This window comes from Nocardioides sp. FY1077 (assembly GCF_058681775.1).
Window position 1 is genome coordinate 46,202 of the sequence record NZ_JBZWDB010000002.1, and the last position, 23,108, is coordinate 69,309.

General features: G+C 75.0%; 22 protein-coding genes, 1 tRNA gene and 1 rRNA gene. 14 read left to right on the forward strand and 10 right to left on the reverse strand.

What is annotated here, in order from left to right; all coding sequences use genetic code 11:
• The first annotated feature begins 265 nt into the window (after positions 1-265).
• From AC4OR8_RS05125 to AC4OR8_RS05140, 4 genes are read left to right on the forward strand one after another with little or no spacing between them, the layout of a single operon-like run.
• Positions 266-1,315 carry a sulfate ABC transporter substrate-binding protein gene (locus AC4OR8_RS05125; RefSeq protein WP_492164515.1) on the forward strand — a complete coding sequence of 350 codons (1,050 nt, stop codon included), beginning with the start codon at positions 266-268 and terminating at the stop codon, positions 1,313-1,315.
• Positions 1,312-2,211 (forward strand): sulfate ABC transporter permease subunit CysT, encoded by a 900-nt coding sequence (cysT, locus tag AC4OR8_RS05130; protein ID WP_492164516.1) that lies wholly within the window; start codon positions 1,312-1,314, stop codon positions 2,209-2,211. Before AC4OR8_RS05125 ends, cysT begins: the two co-directional genes overlap by 4 nt.
• Positions 2,204-3,034, forward strand: a complete 831-nt coding sequence (locus tag AC4OR8_RS05135) for a sulfate ABC transporter permease (RefSeq protein ID WP_492164517.1) — start codon at positions 2,204-2,206, stop codon at positions 3,032-3,034. The genes cysT and AC4OR8_RS05135 overlap by 8 nt, the downstream gene beginning before the upstream one ends.
• Before the next feature lie 19 nt (positions 3,035-3,053).
• The gene (locus AC4OR8_RS05140) at positions 3,054-4,082 is read left to right on the forward strand and encodes a sulfate/molybdate ABC transporter ATP-binding protein (RefSeq protein WP_492164518.1); all 1,029 of its coding nucleotides are present in this window, start codon (positions 3,054-3,056) and stop codon (positions 4,080-4,082) included.
• 54 nt (positions 4,083-4,136) lie between these two features.
• Here the strand turns inward: AC4OR8_RS05140 and AC4OR8_RS05145 are convergent, their stop codons facing one another.
• Positions 4,137-4,628: a YajQ family cyclic di-GMP-binding protein gene (locus AC4OR8_RS05145; RefSeq protein WP_492164519.1), complete on the reverse strand. Its 492-nt coding sequence runs from the start codon at positions 4,626-4,628 to the stop codon at positions 4,137-4,139.
• Between the two features lie 126 nt (positions 4,629-4,754).
• Between AC4OR8_RS05145 and AC4OR8_RS05150 the strand changes: the two genes are divergently transcribed.
• A tRNA-Tyr gene (locus AC4OR8_RS05150) sits at positions 4,755-4,836 on the forward strand.
• Between the two features lie 89 nt (positions 4,837-4,925).
• Here AC4OR8_RS05150 and AC4OR8_RS05155 read toward each other — a convergent pair.
• The 3 genes from AC4OR8_RS05155 to AC4OR8_RS05165 form a co-directional block, all read right to left on the reverse strand.
• Positions 4,926-6,734 carry a thiamine pyrophosphate-requiring protein gene (locus AC4OR8_RS05155; RefSeq protein WP_492164520.1) on the reverse strand — a complete coding sequence of 603 codons (1,809 nt, stop codon included), beginning with the start codon at positions 6,732-6,734 and terminating at the stop codon, positions 4,926-4,928.
• Positions 6,731-7,690 (reverse strand): SDR family NAD(P)-dependent oxidoreductase, encoded by a 960-nt coding sequence (locus AC4OR8_RS05160; RefSeq protein ID WP_492164521.1) that lies wholly within the window; start codon positions 7,688-7,690, stop codon positions 6,731-6,733. The genes AC4OR8_RS05155 and AC4OR8_RS05160 overlap by 4 nt, the downstream gene beginning before the upstream one ends.
• Before the next feature lie 86 nt (positions 7,691-7,776).
• Complete coding sequence (locus AC4OR8_RS05165; protein ID WP_492164522.1) at positions 7,777-8,832, reverse strand: SDR family NAD(P)-dependent oxidoreductase; 1,056 nt, start codon at positions 8,830-8,832, stop codon at positions 7,777-7,779.
• 191 nt (positions 8,833-9,023) lie between these two features.
• On the opposite strand from AC4OR8_RS05165, the gene AC4OR8_RS05170 reads away from it, so the two are divergent.
• Both AC4OR8_RS05170 and mptB read left to right on the forward strand, forming a co-directional pair.
• Entirely contained in the window at positions 9,024-9,767 is a 744-nt protein-coding gene (locus tag AC4OR8_RS05170) for a hypothetical protein (protein ID WP_492164523.1), read from the forward strand.
• 166 nt (positions 9,768-9,933) lie between these two features.
• Entirely contained in the window at positions 9,934-11,529 is a 1,596-nt protein-coding gene (gene mptB / locus AC4OR8_RS05175) for a polyprenol phosphomannose-dependent alpha 1,6 mannosyltransferase MptB (RefSeq protein WP_492164524.1), read from the forward strand.
• Here the strand turns inward: mptB and AC4OR8_RS05180 are convergent.
• Both AC4OR8_RS05180 and AC4OR8_RS05185 read right to left on the reverse strand, forming a co-directional pair.
• Positions 11,451-12,614 (reverse strand): fumarylacetoacetate hydrolase family protein, encoded by a 1,164-nt coding sequence (locus tag AC4OR8_RS05180; protein WP_492164525.1) that lies wholly within the window; start codon positions 12,612-12,614, stop codon positions 11,451-11,453. The two genes, mptB and AC4OR8_RS05180, sit on opposite strands and share 79 nt — an antisense overlap.
• The gene (locus AC4OR8_RS05185; RefSeq protein ID WP_492164526.1) at positions 12,611-13,444 is read right to left on the reverse strand and encodes a hypothetical protein; all 834 of its coding nucleotides are present in this window, start codon (positions 13,442-13,444) and stop codon (positions 12,611-12,613) included. The genes AC4OR8_RS05180 and AC4OR8_RS05185 overlap by 4 nt, the downstream gene beginning before the upstream one ends.
• 369 nt (positions 13,445-13,813) lie before the next feature.
• Between AC4OR8_RS05185 and rrf the strand changes: the two genes are divergently transcribed.
• Positions 13,814-13,930, forward strand: a 5S ribosomal RNA gene (gene rrf / locus AC4OR8_RS05190).
• A 160-nt stretch (positions 13,931-14,090) separates the two neighbouring features.
• Here rrf and AC4OR8_RS05195 read toward each other — a convergent pair.
• Complete coding sequence (locus tag AC4OR8_RS05195) at positions 14,091-14,333, reverse strand: hypothetical protein (RefSeq protein WP_492164476.1); 243 nt, start codon at positions 14,331-14,333, stop codon at positions 14,091-14,093.
• Between the two features lie 55 nt (positions 14,334-14,388).
• On the opposite strand from AC4OR8_RS05195, the gene AC4OR8_RS05200 reads away from it, so the two are divergent.
• Complete coding sequence (locus tag AC4OR8_RS05200; RefSeq protein WP_492164477.1) at positions 14,389-14,700, forward strand: DUF4229 domain-containing protein; 312 nt, start codon at positions 14,389-14,391, stop codon at positions 14,698-14,700.
• Between the two features lie 16 nt (positions 14,701-14,716).
• On the opposite strand, the gene AC4OR8_RS05205 is transcribed toward AC4OR8_RS05200, so the two are convergent.
• Genes AC4OR8_RS05205 through AC4OR8_RS05215 form a run of 3 tightly spaced genes read right to left on the reverse strand, consistent with a single transcriptional unit; the run spans position 14,717 to position 17,057 of the window.
• Positions 14,717-14,851 (reverse strand): hypothetical protein, encoded by a 135-nt coding sequence (locus AC4OR8_RS05205; protein ID WP_492164478.1) that lies wholly within the window; start codon positions 14,849-14,851, stop codon positions 14,717-14,719.
• Positions 14,852-14,860: 9 nt separating this feature from the next.
• Positions 14,861-15,748 (reverse strand): 1,4-dihydroxy-2-naphthoate polyprenyltransferase, encoded by an 888-nt coding sequence (locus tag AC4OR8_RS05210; protein WP_492164479.1) that lies wholly within the window; start codon positions 15,746-15,748, stop codon positions 14,861-14,863.
• 28 nt (positions 15,749-15,776) lie between these two features.
• Positions 15,777-17,057, reverse strand: coding sequence for an MFS transporter (locus AC4OR8_RS05215; RefSeq protein ID WP_492164480.1), 1,281 nt, complete (start codon positions 17,055-17,057; stop codon positions 15,777-15,779).
• Positions 17,058-17,094: 37 nt separating this feature from the next.
• On the opposite strand from AC4OR8_RS05215, the gene AC4OR8_RS05220 reads away from it, so the two are divergent.
• From AC4OR8_RS05220 to AC4OR8_RS05240, 5 genes are all read left to right on the forward strand, one after another.
• A complete protein-coding gene (locus AC4OR8_RS05220; RefSeq protein ID WP_492164481.1) occupies positions 17,095-18,159 on the forward strand; it encodes an AMP-binding protein in 1,065 nt (354 codons plus the stop codon).
• Complete coding sequence (locus tag AC4OR8_RS05225; RefSeq protein ID WP_492164482.1) at positions 18,156-19,136, forward strand: o-succinylbenzoate synthase; 981 nt, start codon at positions 18,156-18,158, stop codon at positions 19,134-19,136. Before AC4OR8_RS05220 ends, AC4OR8_RS05225 begins: the two co-directional genes overlap by 4 nt.
• A complete protein-coding gene (menD, locus tag AC4OR8_RS05230) occupies positions 19,133-20,752 on the forward strand; it encodes a 2-succinyl-5-enolpyruvyl-6-hydroxy-3-cyclohexene-1-carboxylic-acid synthase (protein ID WP_492164483.1) in 1,620 nt (539 codons plus the stop codon). Before AC4OR8_RS05225 ends, menD begins: the two co-directional genes overlap by 4 nt.
• 35 nt (positions 20,753-20,787) lie before the next feature.
• Positions 20,788-21,132 (forward strand): hypothetical protein, encoded by a 345-nt coding sequence (locus AC4OR8_RS05235; RefSeq protein ID WP_492164484.1) that lies wholly within the window; start codon positions 20,788-20,790, stop codon positions 21,130-21,132.
• A gap of 88 nt (positions 21,133-21,220) precedes the next feature.
• Positions 21,221-23,083, forward strand: coding sequence for a Na+/H+ antiporter (locus tag AC4OR8_RS05240; protein ID WP_492164485.1), 1,863 nt, complete (start codon positions 21,221-21,223; stop codon positions 23,081-23,083).
• Positions 23,084-23,108: the final 25 nt, after the last annotated feature.

Here is a 23,108-nt window from a genome sequence, read left to right on the forward strand (position 1 = left end):
CCTCGGCACGGCTCCGGCACCGCCGCGGACGGCGGTCGGGTGCGGGGTCGCGGAGGCGGGCGCAGCCGGACGGACGTCCTCAATGTAGTCCGCGTCACACCGAAGGCCCGCCCGGCAGGCTCCGGGACGGCGGGCGACACGCCGTGGTCCAGACCGGTGCGCCGCGCTGTAGTAAATGCAGTAATCTACGCGACATTACTGTTTCGCTCTGGTTCGCGCCGGGCGACGAGCAGCCCCTGGGTGCAGGGGCAGGGAAGAGAACGACATGAAGACGACCACCACCGCACGGGTCGTGCTCGCGGCCACCGGGGCGCTGGCGCTGACCGCGTGCTCCACCGCGGACGGGAGCGAGTCGGGCCCGGGCATCGACGTGAACGCGTTCTCCGTGATGGAGGCCGCCAACGTCCCCGTCTTCGAGGCGTTCACCGGCACCGACGCCGGTGCGGACATGGCGACCGACGACTTCAGCACCTCCTACGGCGCCTCGGGCGACCAGAGCCGTGCCGTGGCGGCCGGGGCCGACGCCGACGTCGTGCACTACTCCCTCGACACCGACATCACCCGGCTCGTCGACGAGGGCCTGGTCGCCGAGGACTGGAAGGACACCCCGACCGAGGGCATCGCCACCTCGTCGGTCGTCGTCTTCGTCGTGCGCGCCGGCAACCCCGACGACATCCAGACCTGGGACGACGTCGTCGAGCCCGGCGTGGAGGTCATCACGCCCAACCCCGGCTCCTCGGGCTCCGCGCGCTGGAACATCCTGGCCGCGTGGGCCCACGTGACCGGGGCCGGCGGCTCCGAGGACGAGGCCAGCGAGTTCCTGACCTCGCTGCTCGACAACACCATCGCGCTGCCGGGCTCGGGCCGCGAGGCCACGACCGCGTTCACCGACGGCAGCGGCGACGTCCTGCTGTCGTACGAGAACGAGGCCATCCTGGCCAAGCAGAGCGGTGCCGACATCGACTACGTCGTGCCGCCGGACACCCTGCTGATCGAGAACCCCGCGGCGGTGACCGTCGACGCCGACGAGACCGCCCAGGCGTTCCTCGAGTTCATGACCAGCCCCGAGGCCCAGGCCGGCTACGCCCAGTCGGGCTTCCGCCCGGTCGTCGACGGCGTCGACATCGGTGAGATCGACGGCGCCAACGACCCGGCCGACCCGTTCCCGACCCCGGAGACCCTCTACACCATCGACGACGACTTCGGCGGCTGGGACGAGGCGGCCGACCTGTACTTCGGCGACGGCGAGGAGGGCAACCCGCTCGGCATCATCACCGAGCTGCAGCAGGAGACCGGCAAGGTGGGCGAGGAGTGACGAGCTCCGTGCTGGTCGGCCCGGGCACCCCACCGGGCGGCACGACCGGGCCGGCGTCCTCCCCCGCGGGAGGGCGCCGGCCCCGGCGCACGGGTCGGACGACCCCGCGCAGCACCCTGACCCCGGGCGCCGGCCTGGGCCTCGGCATCGCGATGCTGTGGTTCAGCATCCTGGTGCTGCTGCCGCTGGCCACCGTGGTGGCGGTGGCCGCCGAGGGCGGCTGGTCGCGCTACTGGTCGGTGCTGCACAACGACCAGACCTGGGCGGCGGTGACCCTCACGGTGTCGCAGGCGCTGGTCGTGACGCTGGTCAACGCCGTGGTCGGCACCGTGATCGCGTGGGTGCTGGTGCGCGACCGGTTCTGGGGCAAGCGGGTGCTCGACGTCGTCATCGACGTCCCGTTCGCGCTGCCCACCATCGTGGCCGGGCTGGTGCTGCTCTCGCTCTACGGGCCCAACAGCCCGCTCGGGCTGCACTGGGCCTTCACGCCGAACGCCGTCACGCTCGCCCTGGCCTTCGTGACCCTGCCCTTCATCGTGCGCACCGTGCAGCCGGTGCTCGAGGAGCTCGAGACCGACGTGGAGGAGGCCGCGGCCTCGCTGGGTGCCAAGCGCTCGACGATCTTCCGTCGCGTGATCCTGCCCAGCCTGGTGCCGGCGATCACGGCCGGAGCGGCCCTGTCGTTCGCCCGGGCGATCTCGGAGTACGGCTCGCTGGTGCTGCTGAGCGGCAATCGGCCCTTCGAGACCGAGGTCGTCTCGGTGCGGGTGCTGACCTTCATCGAGAACGGCAACAACGCCTCGGCGGCGGCGCTGGCCTCGGTGATGCTCGCGATCGCCCTGGTGGTCATCGTCCTGCTCGACCTGCTCCAGCGACGGGTGTCGCGCCGTGGCTAGCCGGGTCGCGACCAACACGATGGTGACCCCGCCGGTGCGGTGGGCCCTGCGCCTGGTCGCCGTGGGCTACGTCTTCTTCCTGGTGGCCTGGCCGCTCGCGCTGCTGGTGCGCCAGACCTTCGACGGCGGCATCGGCAACCTGGTCGACACCCTCGGTGACGAGCAGGTCGTCGGCGCCCTCCAGCTGACCGCGATGGTGGCGCTGTGGGCGGTGGCGATCAACCTGGTGTTCGGGGTGACCATCTCGATCCTGCTGGTGCGCTACGAGTTCCCGGGCAAGCGGGTGCTCTCGGCGCTGATCGACCTGCCGCTCTCGGTGTCGCCGGTCGTGGTCGGGCTGGCACTTGTGCTGGCCTACAACGGCCGCGACGGCGTGCTGGGGCCCTCGCTGGAGGGTGCCGGCGTCCAGGTCATCTTCGACTCGCCGGGCATGATCATGGCGACCTGCTTCGTGGCCCTGCCGCTGGTGATCCGCGAGGTCGTCCCCGTGCTGGTCGAGGTCGGTGACGACCAGGAGCAGGCCGCGCGCAGCCTCGGGGCGAGCGCGCCGCAGACCTTCTGGCGCATCACCCTGCCCAGCATCAAGTGGGGGGTCGTCTACGGCGTGGTGCTCAGCCTGGCCCGCTCGGTCGGCGAGTTCGGCGCCGTGAAGATCGTGTCGGGCAACTACACCGGCCGCACCCAGACCGCGACGCTCGCGGTGGAGCAGAAGTACCAGAACTTCCAGCAGGGCGAGGCCTACGCCACGTCGTTCCTGCTGATCCTGGTCAGCATCGCCTGCCTCGTCGTCGTCGCCCTCCTCCGTCCCTCGCACGACTCGTGACCCTCCGAAGGAGCCACCCGTGAGCATCGAAGTCTCAGGCCTCACCAAGAAGTTCGGTGACTTCGTCGCCCTCGACGACGTCTCCGTGTCGCTGCCCACCGGCCAGCTGACCGCCCTCCTCGGGCCGTCCGGCGGGGGCAAGTCGACGCTGCTGCGCATCATCGCCGGGCTCGACACCGCCGACTCCGGCACCGTGTCGATCGAGGGCACCGACGCGACCCGGCTGCCGCCCCAGAAGCGGGGCGTCGGGTTCGTCTTCCAGCACTACGCGGTCTTCAAGCACATGACCGTGGCCAAGAACGTCGCGTTCGGCCTGGAGATCCGCAAGCGGCCGAAGGACGAGGTCGCGCGTCGCGTCGAGGAGCTCCTCGAGCTGGTGCACCTCTCGCAGTTCTCCCACCGCCTGCCCTCCCAGCTCTCCGGTGGTCAGCGTCAGCGCATGGCGCTGGCGCGGGCGCTGGCCGTCGAGCCGAAGGTGCTGCTGCTCGACGAGCCGTTCGGCGCGCTCGACGCGAAGGTGCGCAAGGAGCTGCGCGACTGGCTGCGTCGCCTGCACGACGAGGTGCACGTCACGACGGTGTTCGTGACCCACGACCAGGAGGAGGCCCTGGAGGTCGCGGACGAGATCGTGGTGATCAACGAGGGGCGGGTCGAGCAGGTCGGCTCGCCCGACCAGCTCTACGACGAGCCGGCCAACGACTTCGTCATGGGCTTCCTAGGGGAGGTCACCAGCCTCGGCGGGGTCGTGCTGCGTCCGCATGACATCGACGTCGCCCTGCAGCCCGGGGTCGTCGGCGCGCTGCCGGGGACCGTGACGCGCGTGCTGCGGGTCGGCTTCGAGGTGCGGGTCAGCGTCGTCCTGGGGACGCACGGCACCGACAGCGACGCCCGGCCCGACACCACGGTGGTGCTCACCCGCACCCACGCCCGCCAGCTCGCCCTGGCGCCCGGCGCCCGGGTCTGGCTGGCGCCCACCACGGGGGCCACCGCGGTGCCGTCGATGGCGCGGGCCGCCCTGGACGACCGCGCTGCCGTGGCAGCGGGGTAGGGGGTCCGCAGAGCTCGTGCGGCGGGCGGAGGCGCCCGCCGCGCGAGCCGGGGCTCAGCGGTAGTTGGTGAACTGCACCGCGAAGTCCCACTCCTGGCCGCGCACCAGCGCCTGCACGGCCTGCAGGTCGTCGCGCTTCTTCGACGACACCCGCAGCTCGTCGCCCTGGATCTGCGCCTTCACGCCCTTGGGGCCCTCGTCGCGGATGAGCTTGGAGATCTTCTTGGCGTCCTCGGTCGTGATGCCCTCCTTGAGCGCGATCGCGATCTTGCTCTGCTGGCCCGACTGGCGCGGCTCGGAGGCGTCGAGCACCTTGAGGCTCACGTCGCGCTTGACAAGCTTGCCCTGGAACACGTCGAGCACGGCGCTGGCGCGGTCGTCGGCCGAGGCGCTGATCTCGATGGCCTCGTCGCCCTGCCACTCGATGGTGGCGCCGGTGCCCTTGAAGTCGAAGCGCGTCGCGATCTCGCGCGCGGTCTGCCCGAGGGCGTTGTCGACCTCCTGGCGGTCGAGCTTGCTGACGATGTCGAACGACGAGTCGGCCATGGTGCGGTCCTCCGTGCCGGTGGTCCGGCGGTCGGTGCAGGTGCCGCGGGGGTTTTCTCCTGCGCTGGCGGCTGCGCTATTGTTCCGTCTCGTCGTCCTCCGGCCAAGCCGGGGTGACGGACACCCGGCAGGTTGCCCGAGCGGCCAATGGGAGCGGACTGTAAATCCGTCGGCGTAGCCTTCGAAGGTTCGAATCCTTCACCTGCCACGAGAAGCCCCGGGTCTCCACCGACCCGGGGCTTCTTTCGTTCCGCAGCCACCCGTCAGCGCCACCCGACAGCGTCGTCAGCGCCGTCGTCAGCGCCGTCGGCGGGCCTCTTGCTCGGCCTGGGCGTCGAGCAGTGCCCGGGCCCGGGGGTTGCCACCCGGCTCCTGGGCCAGCCCGCGGTGGAAGCTGTCCAGCTTCTGCTCCCCGGACGGGAACGGCGGGAGCAGCGGCACGTCGGGGTCGACCAGCGCCTCGAGCACCACCGGCCGGTCGGCGGCCAGCGCCCGGTTCCACGCGGCCTCGACGTCGTCGGGCCGCTCGAGCAGCACCCCGCGCAGGCCGAGCAGCTCGGCGTAGGCGGCGTACGGGAACGTCGGCAGCGCCTGGCTGTCGGCGAAGCGCGGGTCGCCCTCGGTCTCGCGCTGCTCCCAGGTGACCTCGGCGAGCTCGCGGTTGTGCAGCACCAGCACGACGAAGCGCGGGTCGGCCCAGTCGCGCCAGAGCCGCGAGACCGTGACCAGCTCGGCGATGCCGTTCATCTGCATCGCGCCGTCACCGGCGAGCGCGACGACCGGCCGGTCGGGTGCGTCGAGCTTGGCGGCGATGCCGTAGGGCAGCGCCGAGCCCATCGTGGCCAGGGTCGACGACAGGTGGGCCTGCACCCCGGACGGCAGGGTGAGGTGGCGGGCGTACCAGTAGACCGACGACCCGACGTCCACGCTGACGCGGGCGTCGGCGGGCAACCGGGGGGTCAGCGCCCGCACGACGTGCTCGGGGTTGATCGGCTCGGCGGGCAGCGCGGCGCGCTCGGCGGCGATCTCGTGCCACTCGCGCACCCAGCCCTCCACCTGCTCGCGCCAGGCGGTGGACGCGCGCGGCTCCAGCAGCGGCAGCAGCGCGGTGAGGGTGTCGGTGGTGTCCCCGGTCAGGCCCACCTCCACCGGGTAGCGGTTTCCGAGGTGGCGCCCGTCGAGGTCGACCTGCACCGCCCGGGCCTGCCCGGGCGCGGGGTAGTACTCCGTCCAGGGGCTGTTGCACCCCACGAGCAGCAGGGTGTCGCACTCCTCCATCAGCCGGCCGGAGGCGGTGGTGCCGAGGTGGCCCATGACTCCGCAGCTGGTCGGCAGCGTCTCGTCCCACCAGGGCTTGCCGAGCAGGCTGGTGGTCACGCCGGCGCCGAGGAGCTCGGCCACCTCGCGCACGACGGCCTCGGCGCCGCGCACGCCCTGGCCCACCATCAGGGCCACCCGCTCGCCGGCGTTCAGCACGGCGGCGGCCTCGACCAGGTCGGCGTGGCGCGGCACGACGTGCGGACGCCGCCACTCGACCGCCGTCGGCACCACGCCGTGCTCGTGGGCGGGGAGCTCGCCCAGCGCCTGGGGCGCCGGCTGCTGCTGCACGTCGTGGGGCACGATCACCACGCACGGCGAACGGGTGGCCAGCGCGGTGCGGAACGCCCGGTCGACGACCATCTCGGCCTGCTCGGGGGCCAGCACGGTCTGCACGTACTGCGCCGCCACGTCGCTGAACAGGTGGGCGAGGTCGATCTCCTGCTGGTACTCCGAGCCGAGCACGGTGGTGTCCTGCTGGCCGACCAGCGCCACCACCGGCACGTGGTCGAGCTTGGCGTCGTAGAGGCCGTTCAGCAGGTGCACCGCACCCGGGCCCTGGGTGGACATCATCACGCCCACCTCGCCGGTGTACTTCGCGTGGCCGACCGCCATCAGGGCGGCGTTCTCCTCGTGGCGTGCCTGGACCAGCACCGGGTCGCCGTCGGCGCGGCGCAGCGCGCCCATCACGGCGTTGATGCCGTCACCGGAGTAGCCGAAGACGCGGTGCACGCCCCAGGCCCGCATCCGGTCGACGATCAGGTCGGCGACCAGGCGCTCGCCGCTCACGTCAGCGCACCCTCGGCGACCGGCGCCCCGTCGACGGCCCCGTCGTCCCCCTCGGCCCCGTCGTCCCCCTCGGCGCTGTCGTCGCGACGGCGGGAGACCAGGTCGAAGACCGGGCCGACGGTGCGGTCCCACACCGCGGGGGCCAGCGCGAAGGCGAGGATCAGGCCGTAGTTGCTCAGCGCGGTCTGGGCGCGCGGGCGCGGGTCGTCGACGACGGCGGCGAGCTGGCGGGCGACGCGCTCGGGGCTGATGCTGGGCGGCGGCGGGGTGTTCACCATGCCGGCGGAGTCGAGGGCGCTGGAGTAGATCGGGGTGTCCACGCTGCCGGGCGACACGTGGCACACGTGCACGTGGGGCATGTCGGAGCTCTCGATCTTCAGCTGCCGGGCCAGCGCGCGCACGCCCCACTTGCTCACGACGTACGGCGTCATGTCGGGCACGTTGACGTGGCCGAGCAGCGAGCCGACCAGCACGAGCACGCCCTGCTCCTGCTCGCGCAGGCGCCGCACGGTGTGGCGCGCGACGTTGGCGGAGGCGAGCAGGTCGGTGCGCACGACGGAGTCGAAGGTCTCGGCGGGCAGCTCGTGGGCACGGCCGTAGGCCACCACGCCGGCGCAGTGCAGCACGGCGTCGACGCGGCCGTGGCGCTCGACCACCAGGTCGATCATGGCGGCGACGTCGGGGTCGTCGTCGAGGTCGCAGGGCAGCACGGTGGCGCTGGCGGCACCGGCGTCGCGGCACTCCTCGCCGACCTCGTCGAGCACCTCCTCGCGGCGGGCGACCAGCACCAGGTGGTCGCCGCGGGCGGCCATCTCCAGGGCGGTGGCGCGGCCGATGCCGCTGGAGGCGCCGGTGACCACGACGACGCGGGGGTCGTCGGAGCGACGTGCACGCAGCGGGAGCACGAGGGGCAGGGGCAGCGGGGGCAGCAGGCGGGGGATCAGTCGGGTGAGCACAGGAGTCTCCGGAGGGTCGGTGGCGGCGGTCGAGGTGACCGGGTGGTCGCGGTGGTCGGGGAGGGCGAAGGGGAGGGCGGCGCGCGTCAGCGGCGCCAGTGCGCCCCGCCCTCCTGGCGGCGCCGGCGTCCGAGCAGCGTCCAGACGCCGTGCTCGGTGTGGCCGGTGCGGGCCGGGGCGAGCACGTTGCCGGCGTCGGGGCCGACGGCGGGACCGCGCAGCACCACGCGCTCGACGAGCGGGCCGGCGAGCCGGTCGAAGGCCCACGGCGCGAGCCGGAAGCCGAGGACGGTCACCACGTTGGCGGGGCCGACCTCGACGTGCCGGCGGCGCGGGCGGTCGAGGCAGCCCTCCACCGCGCGGGCGACCCGGTCGGGACCGACGACGGGCGGCGGCGCCGAGCCACGGCTGCCGGCGTACGTCGCCGCCTCGTCGTAGATGGGGGTGTCGATGGCGCCGGGGGAGACCAGGCAGACGTGGAGGCCGCGCTCGGGGCGCAGCTCGAGCTGCAGCGAGCGCACCAGGCCGAGCTGGCCCCACTTGGCGCTGACGTAGGTGCTCATCGACGGCACCGCGATCTCGGCGAGCAGCGAGCTCACCACGACCAGCGTGCCGGAGCCCTGGGACCGGAAGACCGGGACGACCGAGCGGGCGAGGTTGGCGGTGCCGTGCACGGCGGTCTCGACGACGTGCTCGAACACCTCGCGCGGCACCTGGTCGACGCGCCCGTAGGCCATGCCCTGTGCGGTGGTGACCACGGCGTCGAGGCGGCCGTAGGTGGCCACCGCGTGGTCGACGGCGTGCTGCACGGCGTCGGCGTCGGTGAGGTCGGCGGTGACCACGGTGGCCGCGGCCGCGCCGTGGTCGACGGCGACCAGCGCCGCCCGGTCGAGGGCCTCGGCGTCGCGGGCCACCAGCGTGAGGCGGGCACCGCGGGCGGCGAGGCGTCGCACCGTGGCCAGCCCGATGCCGGAGGAGGCGCCGACCACCATCACCGCGGGCACGGCCGCGCGGGGACCGGTGGCGGGGGTCCGGTCGAGGTGGCGGGCCGGGTGGGCCGGGTGGTCGGGCGCGGGCGGGTCGGCGGGCGGGGCGGTGGGGTCGGGACGGTCGGGCGACGGCGGCACGGAGGGCCCTCTCACGGGGGACGGGTCCTCCTCGACGCTACCCGCGCCGCGCCCGCCGACCCCCGCCCCAACGGGTGGAAGTGACGGTGGTGGACCAGACCGGCCGAAGGAACTTCGCCGCCGCCCCATCCGGATGCCGAGCGGCTCCGAACAGCAGGCGTCACGACCTCGTGCGCCAGGTCACACCCGCCAGGAAAGGCCCCACCGTGAAGCTCCCTCAGCTCCGCCGTCCCTCCCCGTCGATGGCCGTCTCCGTGATGGCCCTCGTGGTCGCCACCGGCGGCACCTCGTACGCCGCCGCGACCATCTCGTCGCCGGACGTCGTCAACAACTCCCTCACCGGCTCCGACATCAAGAACGACTCGGTGGCCTCCATCGACGTCCGCAACGGCACCCTGCAGTCCAAGGACTTCCGCGACGGCGTGCTGCCCCAGGGCCCCGAGGGTCCCGCGGGCCAGGACGGCGCCGGTCGCTGGGCCCTCATCGGCACCGACGGCACCATCACCGCCCAGTCCGGCGGGTTCACCCTCGTCGAGGGCTACCCGACCCTGCCGAACACCGCTCCCGCCGGCAGCCCGAGCAACGCGCTGCGCGCCAACGGCAACGTCTACATCAACGCCGGCGAGGAGCTGTCGGACAACGGCATCGTCGCCAGCGTCGTCCTGCAGAACACCGTCGACCAGAACGGCGACGGCGTCACCTCCGGCCGCGCCCCGGCGGCCGACGCCAACCCGGAGTTCTCCGGCGAGATCGCGGTGAGCCGCTGCAACACCGGCGCGCCCACCACGCCCCCCTCGGGCCCGACCAACTGCGCGCCCGCCGGCGCCCAGAACGCGTCGAGCTTCGTGGTGAGCCCCCGCAACAGCGACGGCACCGTCACCACCGACGGCACCCGCAAGGCGTTCTACGTGATCGTCACCGGCGACTCCTCGGACCTCGCGACCCGCTGAGCCCCCGCACCGCCCCGCACCCACCCCGCAGCACCCGCAGCACTCCGACGCCCCGGGCACCCGCCCGGGGCGTCGGCGCGTCCCGGGGGGCACCTGTCGACCCCGGTTGTCGTGTCGTTCACCCGGCGCTCCGCGCGGGGTCGCCCGGCGTCCCTAGCCTGGGCAGGTGCTGACTCGTGGCCTGATCGGCAGCCTGCTGGTGCTCCTCGGGGGCCTGGTCGTCTCGACGCTGCCCCAGAGCGCCCCGATCATGTCCTCCCACCTGCTGGTCGCGCTGCGCACCTCCGAGGCCGGTCGGATGCTGGGGCTCGCCACGGTGCTGCTCGGGCTGGGCCTGCTGGCCGCGGCCTGGTTGCGGCTGTCGCGCCACGTCGCCGGCCTCGCCCCGACCACTCCCGGCGGTCGCCGCGCCGCCCTGGCCGACGACGAGGCGGTCGCGCTCGTGCGCCACGCCACCGTCGTCTGGAGCGCCCCGCTCGTGGTCGCACCGCCGCTGTTCAGCCGCGACGGCTGGTCGTACGCCGCGCAGGGCATGCTCACCCACGTGGGGCTCTCGCCCTACGAGCACGGTCCGTCGGCGCTGCGGGGCCCGGTCGTGGAGGCCGTCGACCCGATGTGGTTCGACACCGTCGCCCCCTACGGCCCGGTGCCGCTGGTCGGTGGCGACCTCGCCGCAGGCCTCACCGGCAACCCGTGGATGCTCGTCGTGGCCCACCGCGGCCTGGCCCTCGTGGGGCTGGTCCTGCTGGCCTGGGCGGTGCCGCGCCTCGCGGCGTGGGCGGGCGTCGACGCGGGCCTGGCCAGCGCGCTCGTGCTGGCGTCGCCGCTGATGCTGGCCAACGGCGTCGGTGGCCTGCACAACGACCTGCTGATGGTGGGGCTGATGGCGGCCGCGCTGGTCGTGGCCGCCGAGCAGCACTGGGTGGCCGGTGCGCTGCTCGGCGCCCTGGCCGCCGGGGTCAAGGCCCCCGGCGGACTGGTGTGCGTCGGGGTGGTGCTCCTGTCGCTGCCGGTGGCCGCGTCGCTGGCCGACCGGGTGCGCCGCACGCTCAGCGTGGCCGCGGTCTCGGTGGGGGCGCTGCTCGGCCTCGGGGTGGTCGCCGGCACCGGCGCGGGCTGGATCGGCGGGCTGGCCGTCCCGGCCACCGTCAACACGCCCCTGTCGCTGACGACGCTGCTCGGCGGCGCCCTCGACCGCGTCGCGGGCTGGCTCGGCCTCGGGCTGGCGCCGGCCACCTTCCTCGACCTGGTGCGCGACGCCGGCACGGCGGCGGCGCTGGGGCTGGCCGTCTGGGCGATGCTGCGCCGCCCCACCGGCGACCGGTCCTCGGCGGTGGCCACGGTGGCGCTGGTGGTGGGTGCCACCGTGCTGCTCAGCCCGGTGGTGCACCTCTGGTACTTCCTCTGGGTCGTGCCGCTGCTGGCGGTGCTGCCGCTGAGCCGGCTCGGCCTGATGGGGCTGGTCGGCGCCTCCACCGTGCTGGGGCTGGTCGCCCCGCTCGACTCCTCGCTGCACGGGGCCTACCTGGCCATCGTCTTCGGGTCGATGCTGGTGGCCGGTCTGGTGCCGGTGCTGCTGCTCACCCGCGGTGCCCGGGCGCGCCTGGAGCGCATCGTGGGCGCCCACTGGCTGCGCGCCCCCGTGCTCGGTCCGGCCCAGCCAAGCCGGCCAGGACAGCCAGGTCAGCCGGCGGCCGGGAGGACCGTGGCCCTCACCTCGCCGAGGGTGATCCGTCCGCCCGAGGTGCCGAGCGCGGAGTAGCGGAGCACCACCTCGTCGCCGTCCTCGAGGAAGCCCCGCCCGGCCACCTGCACGGTGCCGCCCCGGGTGAGCTCGAGCAGGCAGCCCCGCTCGTCGTCGCCGGGTCCGCTGACGGTGCCGGAGGCGAACAGGTCGCCGGTGCGCAGCGCGGCGCCGTTGACGGTGAGGTGGGACAGCATCTGCGCCGGCGACCAGTACGTCGAGGCGTACGACGGGCGGCTCACCACCGTGCCGGCCACCTCCACCTCCACGGCGATGTCCAGCCCGCGGGGCGAGCCGCCGTCGGCGGGGCGCAGGTAGTCCAGCGGCACCGGGTGCTGCGGGGGCACGTCGCACCACGCGGCGTCGAGCGCCGCCAGGGGGGTGACCCACGCCGAGACGCTGGTGGCGAACGACTTGGCGAGGAACGGCCCGAGCGGCACGTACTCCCAGCCCTGCACGTCGCGCGCCGACCAGTCGTTGAGGCCCACCACGCCGAAGACGTGCCCGGCGAGGTCGTCGTGGGCCACCGCGGTGCCCGGCGCCGACGGCGCGCCCACCACGAAGCCGAGCTCGGCCTCCAGGTCGAGGCGCCGGGTCGGGCCGAACGTCGCCACGTCGGGCCGCTCGCGGGTGGGCCGGCCCTGCCCGCGCGGCCGGGTCACCGGCGTGCCGCTGACCACGACCGTGCCGGCCCGGCCGTGGTAGGCCACCGGCAGGTGGCGCCACTGCGGCGGGAGCGGGTCCTGGCCCGGGCGCATCAGCTCGCCGACGCGGGTGGCGTGGTGCTCGGAGGCGTAGAAGTCGACGTAGTCGGCCACCTCGAACGGCAGGTGCAGCCGCACCCGGTCCAGCGGCAGGCTCGGCGCCGCGCCGGTGGCGGCGAGGTCGCGCACCTGCTCGCGGGTCTCGCGCCACACCACCGGGCCGAGGGCCATCAGCGGGTTCAGGCTGCCCGCGGCCAGCTCGGGGCGACCGGTGGCCCCGGCCAGGTCGACCACCCGGTCGCCGAGGCGCACGCCCACCCGCGGCGCGTCGCCGTCGACGGAGAACACGCCGTAGGGCAGGTGGTCGAGCCCGAACCCGACGAGGTCGTCGGCGCTCACCCGAGCACCCCCTGCGCGCGCAGGCCGGCGAGGTCGTCGGCGGCGGTGACCACGTCGGCGGGGGAGGCGACCCCGACCGCGGTGAGCCAGCGGCGGGCACCGCCGAGGGACTCGGTGGCCAGCAGGTCGGCGGCGTCGGTGGAGGCCAGGGTGGCCTCGACCTCCGCGCGCGGGGCACCGTCGAACGCACGGCGGACGGCGGCCAGCAGCGCCAGCCAGCCGTGGTGGCCCGGGCCCGGCAGCGCGTGGCCGCTCCCGCCGGTCAGCACGACCGGCGTTTCCCGGTCGAGGGCGGCGTCGAGCCAGGCCGCGAGCGCGGCGCGCTCGGCGGGCCCGGCGCCCGACACGTCGAGGCGCAGCGCGAGGCCCAGCTCGGCGGCCGCCACCTCGTCGGCCGCGGCGAGCCACCCGCGCGACGGGCCGGGGCCTGCTGCGCCCGTGGGCGCTCCCACGGGCACCCCGACGTGCACGGCGACGTCGTCGGCGAGGTCGCCGGCCGCCCGGGCGGCGTCGACGGCGGCGACCACGCGCCGGGCGTTGCCGGCGGGGTCGTCGTGGTCGCGCAGGGTCACCTCGAGGCGGGCCAGCGGCACGTCGTGCCGGGCGCACCAGCGCGCCGGCCCGGCCACCTGGCCGGCCCCGCCCGACAGCACCACCGCGAGCGGCACCTCGTCCGGCCGGGGCAGGCCCGGCAGGCCCGGCAGCTCGGTGTCGGGGACCACGTGGGTCCCGACCAGCGAGCGCTGCGGCCCGTCGTACGTCGGCGGGGAGGCGGGCGCGACGCCGACGGCGAGCAGGGCGTCCCAGGGGTGCGCGGGTGCGGTGGACACGTCGGCACCCTAGGCCGCCGGCCCGCGACGGCGCGGCGAGCCCCGGTCACCGCCGTCGTGGCCTCCCGAAGCAGCGGGCGGCAGTCATCGGGGCTCCACCTGGCCCCACCCACCCGTTCACCTGACCACGCGACGTTGGCGCCGTGCGTATCGCCCAGCTGGCCAACTTCATCGGACCGTCCTCAGGAGGCATGCGCACGGCGGTGGCCGCGCTCGGCGAGGGGTACGCCGCCGCGGGCGCGCAGCGGCTGCTGGTGGTCCCGGGCCCGACCGATGCCCGCGAGAGCACCCCGGCCGGCGACGTCGTGCAGGTGCGGGCGCCCCGGGTGGGCGGCGGCTACCGGCTCATCGTGGAGCGTCCGTCAGAGTTACGGCGGCCATGGCGAAAGGGAAACACCCGGTCCCATCCCGAACCCGGAAGTTAAGCCTTTCAGCGCCGATGGTACTGCAACCGAGAGGTTGTGGGAGAGTAGGACGCCGCCGGGCATCTTTTTCCTCGTGGGGCCACCCGACTTCGGTCGGGTGGCCCCACGAGTCATTTCAGGGCATTCCCGCGTGGGGTCGTCGAGGCGCTCGGGGGTCGCCGTGAATGCAGAAGGCCCACCACGTGGTCGTGGTGGGCCTCTCGTGCGTCCGCGGTTCGCTGCTAGGGGGTGCTGCCCGCAGCGGGCGGGGCGTCCGGGTCGTCAGGGTGCAGCCGCTTGCGGTCGAGGTCGCGCAGGAAGTCCTCGTCGTCGTCCGGGGCCACCAGCTTCGGCTTCGCCGGCGGGCGCTGCCGGGCGGCGGGCCGCTGGGGTGCCTGGGGCAGCAGGCCGCGACGCTGCACCGCACGGATGGTGAGGTAGGTCGCGAGCCCGATGAGGGCGACGACGAGCAGGAGCCTGAGCACCCTTCCAGCGTAGGTCGGGAGTGGTGAGCAGCACAGGGGCGCCTAGGCTGGGGGTGTGAAGGAGTTCCTCGTCTACACCGTGCTGCGCCTGCTGCTGTTCCTGGCCGCGCTGGGGGTCGTCCTCGGCGGGTGGCTGCTGATCGCCGGCAAGGCCAACCTGCTGGGGTCGTTCGTGCTGGCCCTGGTCATCAGCGGCATCGGGTCCTACTACCTCCTGCGCACCCCGAGGGAGGCGTTCGCCCAGCGGGTCGACGAGCGGGCCCGGCGCGCTGCAGCGCGCTTCGAGGAGATGAAGGCCCGCGAGGACGACGAGGCGGCCGAGCAGGCCGAGGCCGAGCGGCGGCAGGGCCGGACGCCCCCGGCCTGAGCCGACCAGCGGTGGGTCAGCGCTTGCGGCGGTCGATCGCGCGCTGCACCCGGGTCTCCGACTGGCCCAGCACCTTGGCCATGATCGGGACGCGGAGCTTCCACGCGACCGCGGCGGCGACGACGACCAGGACGAAGATCAGGAAACCCATGCCTGGAGCCTACGCAGCCAGGACCAGCGCCGCAGCGACGAGCGCCGCCCACACCAGCTCTGCCGCGCCGGTGGAGGCCAGCACCGGCACCAGCTCGCGACCGGTGGCTCGTCCGAGCACCAGTCGCAGGCCCGGAGCGGCGGGTAGCAGGAACGTCAGGCCCACCAGCGCCCACCACGTGGTGAGGGCGGCCACGGCCACCACCGCTGCCGCGGCCAGGACGACCAGCGCGGTGTAGAGGCCGCGGGTGCGGGCCTGACCCAGCAGGACGGCCAGGGTGCGCTTGCCGGCGACGGTGTCGCCGGGGATGTCGCGCAGGTTGTTGACCACGAGGATCGCGCAGGCCAGCGCCCCGATGCCGACCGCGGCGGCCCACGCCGGGCCGAGGTCGTCGAGGTCGGTGCTCTCGACCTGCACGTACGTCGTACCGACCACGGCGACCAGCCCGAAGAACACGAAGACCATGACCTCGCCGAGGCCGAGGTAGCCGTAGGGGCGCGCCCCGCCGGTGTAGAACCAGGCCGCCAGCACGCTGACCAGCCCCACCGCCACCAGCCACCACGCCGTGGTCGCGGCGAGCACGAGCCCGGCCGCGGCGGCGACACCGAAGGCGAGGAACGCCGCCCGCTTCACCGCGGCGGCCGGCGCGGCGCCCGACCCGACCAGCCGCATCGGGCCCACCCGGGCGTCGTCGGTGCCGCGGATGCCGTCGGAGTAGTCGTTGGCGTAGTTGACCGCCACCTGCAGGGCCAGGCTCACCACCAGGGCCAGCAGCGCCTTCCACCACACCGCCTCGTCGACGTGGGCGGCGACGCCCGTGCCGGCGAGCACGGGGGAGACGGCAGCGGGCAGGGTGCGCGGGCGCGCACCGGCGAGCCACTCGGAGGGGGTTGCCACCCGAGGATTCAAGCAGCCGCGGGTCGGCTCACCGCGCCGGGTCGAGGTCGTGACGGACCAGGAAGCGCTGCGCGGCCCGGGCGGAGGGGTGCAGGGCCACGGTCGCTGCCAGCACGAGCGCGGCGATGGTCAGCCATCCCGCGGCGCCCCACTCGAGGGCGAGGAACGTGTAGAGCGCGGGCGCCCAGACGTAGCCGAGCTGGCCGCCCAGGTTGCCGGCGCCCTGGTACTCCCCGCGGCGGTCGGGATCGGACAGCTCGGACTCGAACGACCAGCTCGCGGCCGACAGGAAGAGCTCGGCGCCGGTGACGGTGACGTGGCCCAACCAGATGAGCGCGATGGTGAGCAGGCCGACGGTCTCGTGGGTGACCAGCGTGATGACGCACGAGACGACGAAGAAGGCGCTGCTCACCCGGGTGGCCCGCAGGGCGGTGCCGACGTCGCGCACGCCGCGCGCGGCCGCCATCGGCAGGAAGATGCACATCACGGTGTTGGTGCCGAACAGCAGCGCCAGCAGCACCCGCGGCGCGTCGGTCTCCTCCACCAGCCACAGCGGGATCACCAGGTGCAGCAGCACCTGGTTGGTCTCCAGCACGCCGGCGAAGAACGAGGTGGCGAGGAAGCCCCGGTTGCGCAGCGCCCCCGGCACGTCGACGGCCGCCCCGGCCACCGGTGCCTGCAGCGCCGTGCGCCGCGTGCGGTGCGGCGCGGCCGGCAGCCGGGTGATCCACCAGGCGTTGGCGGCGACGAGCAGCGCCGTCAGCCAGGGCAGCGCCCGGATGACGGAGTCGTCCTCGAAGGCCAGGGCGATGCCGCCGAGCGCGGCACCGAGGGTGAAGCCCAGGTTGAGCGCGGAGTACATGTAGGCCTGGGAGCGCACCCGCTCCGCCCGGGGGAGCAGGTCGAGCACGTAGGCGCCGCGCCCGGCGTTCCCGGCGCTGTTGACCACCTCCAGCACGATGCTCATGGCCAGGAACGCGGTGAACCCGTCGATGAACGGCCACACGGCGTACATCCCGGCGGTGCCGAGCGCGCCGAGGGCCCAGGTGTGCTGTGGGCCGATCCGGTCGGCGAGGCGGCCCGCGGGGACGGCGACGAGCATCGAGACGACGCCGGCGATGGTGATGCCGAGCCCGACCTGGGCCGCGGAGAGCCCGACGACCTGGGTGAAGAAGACCGCGCTGGCGGTCATGAAGGTGCCGTCACCGATGGCGTAGAGCACCGACTGCACCGAGAGCCGACCGGCCAGCGGCGTGGGCGGCGCGGCCTTGCGCGCCCGCGCACGCACGGCGCCGAGGAGGGTGCTCACGCGGAGCATGGAACCACGCGTGGTTAGGGTCGGTCGCGTGGATATCGGCGGCACGACGCGCGAGGTGGTCGAGGCCCTGCGCGGGTGGCTGTCGACCGAGCCCGGGCGCGATCCCGAGCCGCTGGTGGTGAGCACGTCGGGCTCGACCGGCCGGCCCAAGCGGGTGCTGCTGTCGCGCCGGGCGGTGCTCGCGTCGGTGGCGGCCACCGAGCGGCGGCTCGGGTCGAGCGGCCCGTGGCTGCTGGCGCTGCCGGCGACCTACGTGGCCGGGGTGCAGGTGGTGGTGCGCTCGCTGGTGGCCGGCCACGACCCGGTGCTGCTCGAGGACCACGGGTCGTTCGCGCAGGCGAGCGCCGAGCTGGTGCGCCGCGGGCCGTTCGCCACCGGGGCCGCCCAGCAGGCGGGGCAGCGCGGAGACCGGTTCGTCTCGCTGGTGCCGACGCAGCTGCACCGGCTGCTCGACGACCCCGACGACGTCTGGGCGCTGCGCAGCTTCCGCACCGTGCTCCTCGGCGGCGGTCCGCTCGACCCGGCCCTGCGCGCCCGCGCCGAGGCCGCCGGCGTGCGGGTCGTGGCGACGTACGGCGCGGCGGAGACCGCAGGGGGCTGCGTCTACGACGGGGTGCCGCTCGACGGGGTGGCGCTGGCGCTGGGGCGCGACGGGCGGGTGCGCCTGGCCGGCCCCACCCTGTTCGACGGCTACGACGGCGACCCCGTGCTGACCCGTGAGGTGCTGGTGGACGGCTGGTTCCTCACCGCCGACGCCGGACGCCTCGACGCCGACGGACGCCTGGAGGTGCTGGGCCGCCTCGACGACGTGGTGGTCAGCGGCGGGGTCAACGTGCCGGCCCCCGCGGTGGCGGCGCGGCTGCGCGAGCACCCCGCGGTGGAGGCCGCCGAGGTGCTCGGGGTGCCCGACGAGGAGTGGGGCCACCGGCTGGTGGCGTTCGTGGTGGGCGACGTCGACCTGGAGGCCCTGCGCTCCTGGGTGGTCGAGACCTGCCCGCGAGCGTGGGCGCCGCGCCAGCTCGTGACCCTCGACGCCGTGCCGCTGCTCGCCAACGGCAAGCCCGACCGGCTGCGGCTGCGGGGCCTGGCGTGACGCCCGGTGCGGTGCGCGTGGTCGCGGTGCCGATGACGACCCGCTTCCGCGGCATCACCGTGCGCGAGGCGGTGCTGCTCCAGGACCCCGCGACCGGTGGGTGGGGCGAGTGGAGCCCCTTCCTCGAGTACGACGACGCGGTGGCCGAGCCGTGGCTGCGCTGCGCCGAGGAGGCCGCGGCCGGCGACTGGCCCGCCGCCGTGCGCACCAGCGTGCCGGTCAACGTGACCGTGCCGGTGGTGGGCCCGGAGCAGGCCCATGCGCTGGTGCTGCGCGGCGGCTGCCGCACCGCGAAGGTGAAGGTGGCCGACCCCGGCACCACCCTGGCCGACGACCAGGCGAGGCTGGAGGCCGTGCGGGACGCGCTGGGGCCCGAGGGCCACGTGCGCATCGACGTCAACGGGCTGTGGTCGCTGGAGGAGGCCCTGGCCGCGATCCCGGTGCTCGACCGCGCCGCCGGCGGCCTCGAGTACGTCGAGCAGCCCTGCGCCGCCGTGGAGGACCTCGCCGCGGTGCGCCGCCGCCTCGACGTGCCGGTGGCCGCCGACGAGTCCATCCGTCGCGCCGCCGACCCCTACCGCGTGCGCGAGCTCGAGGCCGCCGACGTGGCGGTGCTGAAGGTGCAGCCGCTCGGCGGGGTGCGGGCGTGCCTGCGCATCGCCGAGGACATCGGCCTGCCCGTGGTGGTCTCCTCGGCACTGGAGACGTCGGTCGGCATCGCTGCAGGGGTGGCCCTGGCCGCCGCGCTGCCCGAGCTGCCCCACGCCTGCGGGCTGTCCACCGTGCAGCTGCTCACCGACGACGTGGTGACCGAGCCGTTGCTGCCCGTCGACGGCGCCCTCCCGGTGCGCGCGCCGGCGCCCGATCCGGCCGCGCTCGACCGGCTCGCCGCCTCCCCCGACCGGGTCGCCCACTGGGAGGCCCGCCTCGCCCGGGTGCGCGCCCGGCGGGCGGTCGGGCAGGATCGGCCGCTGTGAGCACCTCCACCGACCTCGCCCGTGCCGTGGTGACCGCGCTGGTGCGCTCCGGCGTCACCGAGGTCGTGGTGGCCCCCGGCTCGCGCAACGCGCCGCTGTCGTTCGCGGTCTGGGACGCCGCGGCCGCCGGGCTGCTGCGCCTGCACACCCGCGTCGACGAGCGCTCCGCCGGCTTCCTCGCCCTCGGCCTGACCCGCGTGGGCGCGCGCGCCGCGGTGGTCTGCACCTCCGGCACGGCCGTGGCCAACCTGCACCCCGCGGTGCTGGAGGCCGCACACGCCGCCCAGCCGATGGTGGTCGTCACCGCCGACCGCCCGACCCGGCTCAGCGGCACCGACGCCAACCAGAGCACCGACCAGGTGGGGGTGTTCGGGCGCCTCGTGCCGACGCGCGACCTCGCCGACGCGGTCGACGTGCCGGTGCTCGACGACCCCTGGCAGCCCACCCACCTCAACGTGCGCCTCGACGAGCCGCTGCTGCCCGACGCCCCGTGGCGACCCGCTCTCGACCCGGCCGTGGAGCCCGGTCCGCGCCCGCCTCGGCCCGGGGCGGGCCCCGACGAGGAACCCGAGCGGCTCGCCCTGGGGCCGCGCACGGTGGTGGTCGCCGGGGACGACGCCGGCCCGCGCGCCCGCCGTCTCGCCGAGCGTGCCGGGTGGCCGCTGCTCGCCGAGCCGTCGAGCGGCTCGCGCACCGGCACCCACGCGCTGCGCTGCTACCGGCTGCTCCTCGACACCGACCTCGGCCGCAGCGTGCAGCGCGTCGTGGTGGCCGGGCACCCCACGCTGTCGCGCCCGGTCAGCCGGCTGCTGGCCCGCGACGACGTGGAGGTGGTGGCGACCCCGGGTCGCGGGGTCTGGTCGCGCCGGCCCTACCGCGTCGACCGCACCCTGGCCTCCGACCACGTGGCGGCCGAGGGCGAGGACGACCCGGCCTGGCTCGCCGCCTGGCGCGACGCCGACCGCGACGTGGGCCGGCGCCTCGACGCCCTGCTGGCCGCCGAGCCCGCCCTCACGCCGTACGCCGTGGCGGGTGCGGTGGCCCGCGCCGTGCCACCGGGCGGGCTGCTGCACGTCGGCGCCTCCCACCCGGTGCGCGACCTCGACCTGATGCTGGGCGGACCCGGGAGCCGCTTCGGGGTGGGGGAGCGGCGCTTCGTCTCGGCCAACCGCGGGCTCGCCGGCATCGACGGGGTGGTCTCGACCGCCGTCGGTGCGGCGCTGGGGCGGCCCCGCAGCACCCGTGCGCTGGCGCTGATGGGCGACGTCACGTTCCTGCACGACAGCAACGGGCTGGTGCTCGGCCCCGACGAGCCGCGCCCCGACCTGACCGTCGTCGTGGTCAACGACGACGGCGGCTCGATCTTCTCCGTGCTCGAGCAGGGCGCCCCCGCCCACGCCGACCGCTTCGAGCGGCTCTTCGCGACCCCCCACGGCGTCGACCTCGCCGCGCTGTGCGCCGCCACCCGCACGCCCCACTGGCGCGTCGACAGCCTGCCCGAGCTCGAGCAGGCGCTGGCCTCCCCGAACGGTGGCATCGACGTGGTCGAGGCACGGGTCGGCCGCAGGGATCGCCGCGACCTCGACGCGCGCATCCGCGCGCTCGCCGACGGCTGAGGCGTGAGGCGGGCGGGAGGGGGCAGGATCTCGGTGTGAGCGAGCTGTCCAGGACCCCCGGCGTCATCGCGTACGTCGACCACCACGAGGGGCCGCGGCGCGCCCTCACCCTGCACCTCAGCGGTGGGGAGCGCTTCCTGCTCTCGCGCCACCGTCCGGTCGTCAGCATCGACGGCCGCCAGTACGTCGTGGTGTGGGGGCAGGTGACCTTCGAGGTGCCGGCCGACCGCAACGTGCACCTCAGCGTGCACCTCGAGGCCGAGGCCATCGTCGGGGTGGCCTCGGCGCTGCTGCCGCCCGGCGGCGAGGAGCTGGTGCTGACCTGGACCGTGCAGGGCTCGGGCACCGGCCTGCTCAGCCCGGGAGGCGCCGTCCGCTGAGCCGCCGTCGGCCGGGCCGACGGCTGGGCGGCGCCCACCGCGCGGCGCTCGGTCGGCCGCACGCCCGGCGGGCTGGGAGGATGGGGGCGTGGAGATCGCCCTGCTGCTGTGCGGACTGGCCGCCGGCGTCCTCGTGTGCACCGTGCTCGCCGAGCGCCTGGAGGTGCCGGCGCCGTTCCTGCTGATCGCGGTGGGGGTCGCGGCGTCGTACGTGCCGCAGGTGCCGCAGGTCTACCTCGACCACGACGTGGTGCTGCTCGGCCTGCTGCCGCCCCTGCTCTACGCCGCGGCGCAGCAGACCTCGCTGGTCGACTTCAACGCCAACCGGCGCTCCATCCTGCTGCTGTCGGTCGGGCTGGTGGTGTTCACCGCGGTCGGCGTGGCCTGCGTCGTCAGGCTGCTGCTGCCGGAGGTGTCGTGGGCGCTGGCGCTGGCCGTCGGGGCCGTGGTCGCCCCGCCCGACGCCGTGGCCGCGACCGCGATCGGTCGCCGCATCGGCCTGCCGCGCCGGGTGGTGACGATCCTCGAGGGCGAGTCGCTGTTCAACGACGCCACCGCGCTGGTCTTCCTGCGCACCGCCCTGGCCGTGGCCGCCGGCACCGGGCTGGACGCCGGGGGCGTGGCCGCCGACTTCGTGCTGGCCGCCGGCGGCGGGGCCCTGGTCGGGCTGGCGATGTTCGTCGTCGTCGCCAAGGTGCGCCGCCGCCTCACCGACCCCGTGATGGACTCGGCGATGTCGCTGGTCGTGCCGTTCGCGGCGTACGTGCTGGCCGAGGAGATCCACGCCTCGGGCGTGATCTCGGTGGTGGTCGCCGGCCTGCTGCTGGGGCACAAGGCGCCCGTCCTGCAGACCGCGCAGTCGCGGATCGCGGAGCGGCTGAACTGGCGCACGGTCGCCTACGTCCTGGAGAACGCCGTCTTCCTGCTGATCGGGCTGCAGGCGTGGTGGATCGTCGAGGGCGCCGTGGACTCCGACCTCGGGCTCGGCCGGATCGCGGGGGTGTGCCTGGCCACCCTCGTCGCGGTCATCGTGCTGCGGCTGGCCTGGGTGTTCCCGGCGCGCTACCTGCTGGTGCGCCCGGGCCCCGACCCCGACCTCGGCCACGACGCGCCGTGGACCTACACGTTCGTCCTCGGCTGGGCCGGCATGCGCGGGGTGGTCACCCTCGCCGCGGCGTTCGTCATCCCCGAGGAGACGCCGTACCGCGAGGTGCTGCTGCTCATCGCCTTCACCGTCGTGGCGGGCACCCTGTTCGTGCAGGGGATGACGCTGCCCCTGGTGGCGCGGCGGCTCCGGGTGCCCTCGCCCGACCCCGCCGAGGACGCCCTGGCCCGCGCCACGCTCCTGCAGCAGGCGTCGAAGGCCGCCCTCGAGGAGCTCGACCGCATTGAGTACGACGACCAGCACGGCGCCGTCGACCTGATCCGCCAGCGCCTCGACCAGCGCAACTTCGCCGCCTGGGAGCGACTCGCCACCGTCGGCGGCCAGGAGTCGCCCAGCGACCTCTACGCGCGGGTGCGCCGCGCCATGCTCGCCGCGGAGCGGAGCCGGGTGCTGGAGATCCGCAGCGCCGGCACGACGCCGGCCGAGGTGGTCGCCGACGTGCTGGCGATGCTCGACGTCGAGGAGTCGATGCTCGACGTCGCCAGCGAGGAGCGCGAGGAGCTGCGCGCCACCGCGACCGGGCGTCCGGGCCAGTCCTGCCACGACCTCGGCGAGCACCCCGCGGTGGAGACCCCGCCCGACCCGGTGTGCGAGGGCTGTCTGGTCGACGGCACCCGGTGGGTCGCGCTGCGCCAGTGCCTGAGCTGCGGCCACGTCGGCTGCTGCGACTCCTCGCCGGCACAGCACTCCACGCGCCACTTCCACGACACCAGCCACGCGGTGATCCAGTCGGCCGAGCCGGGCGAGAACTGGCGCTGGTGCTTCGTGCACCACCTCACCGCCTGACCGGTCGGGCGGTGCGCGACGGGAG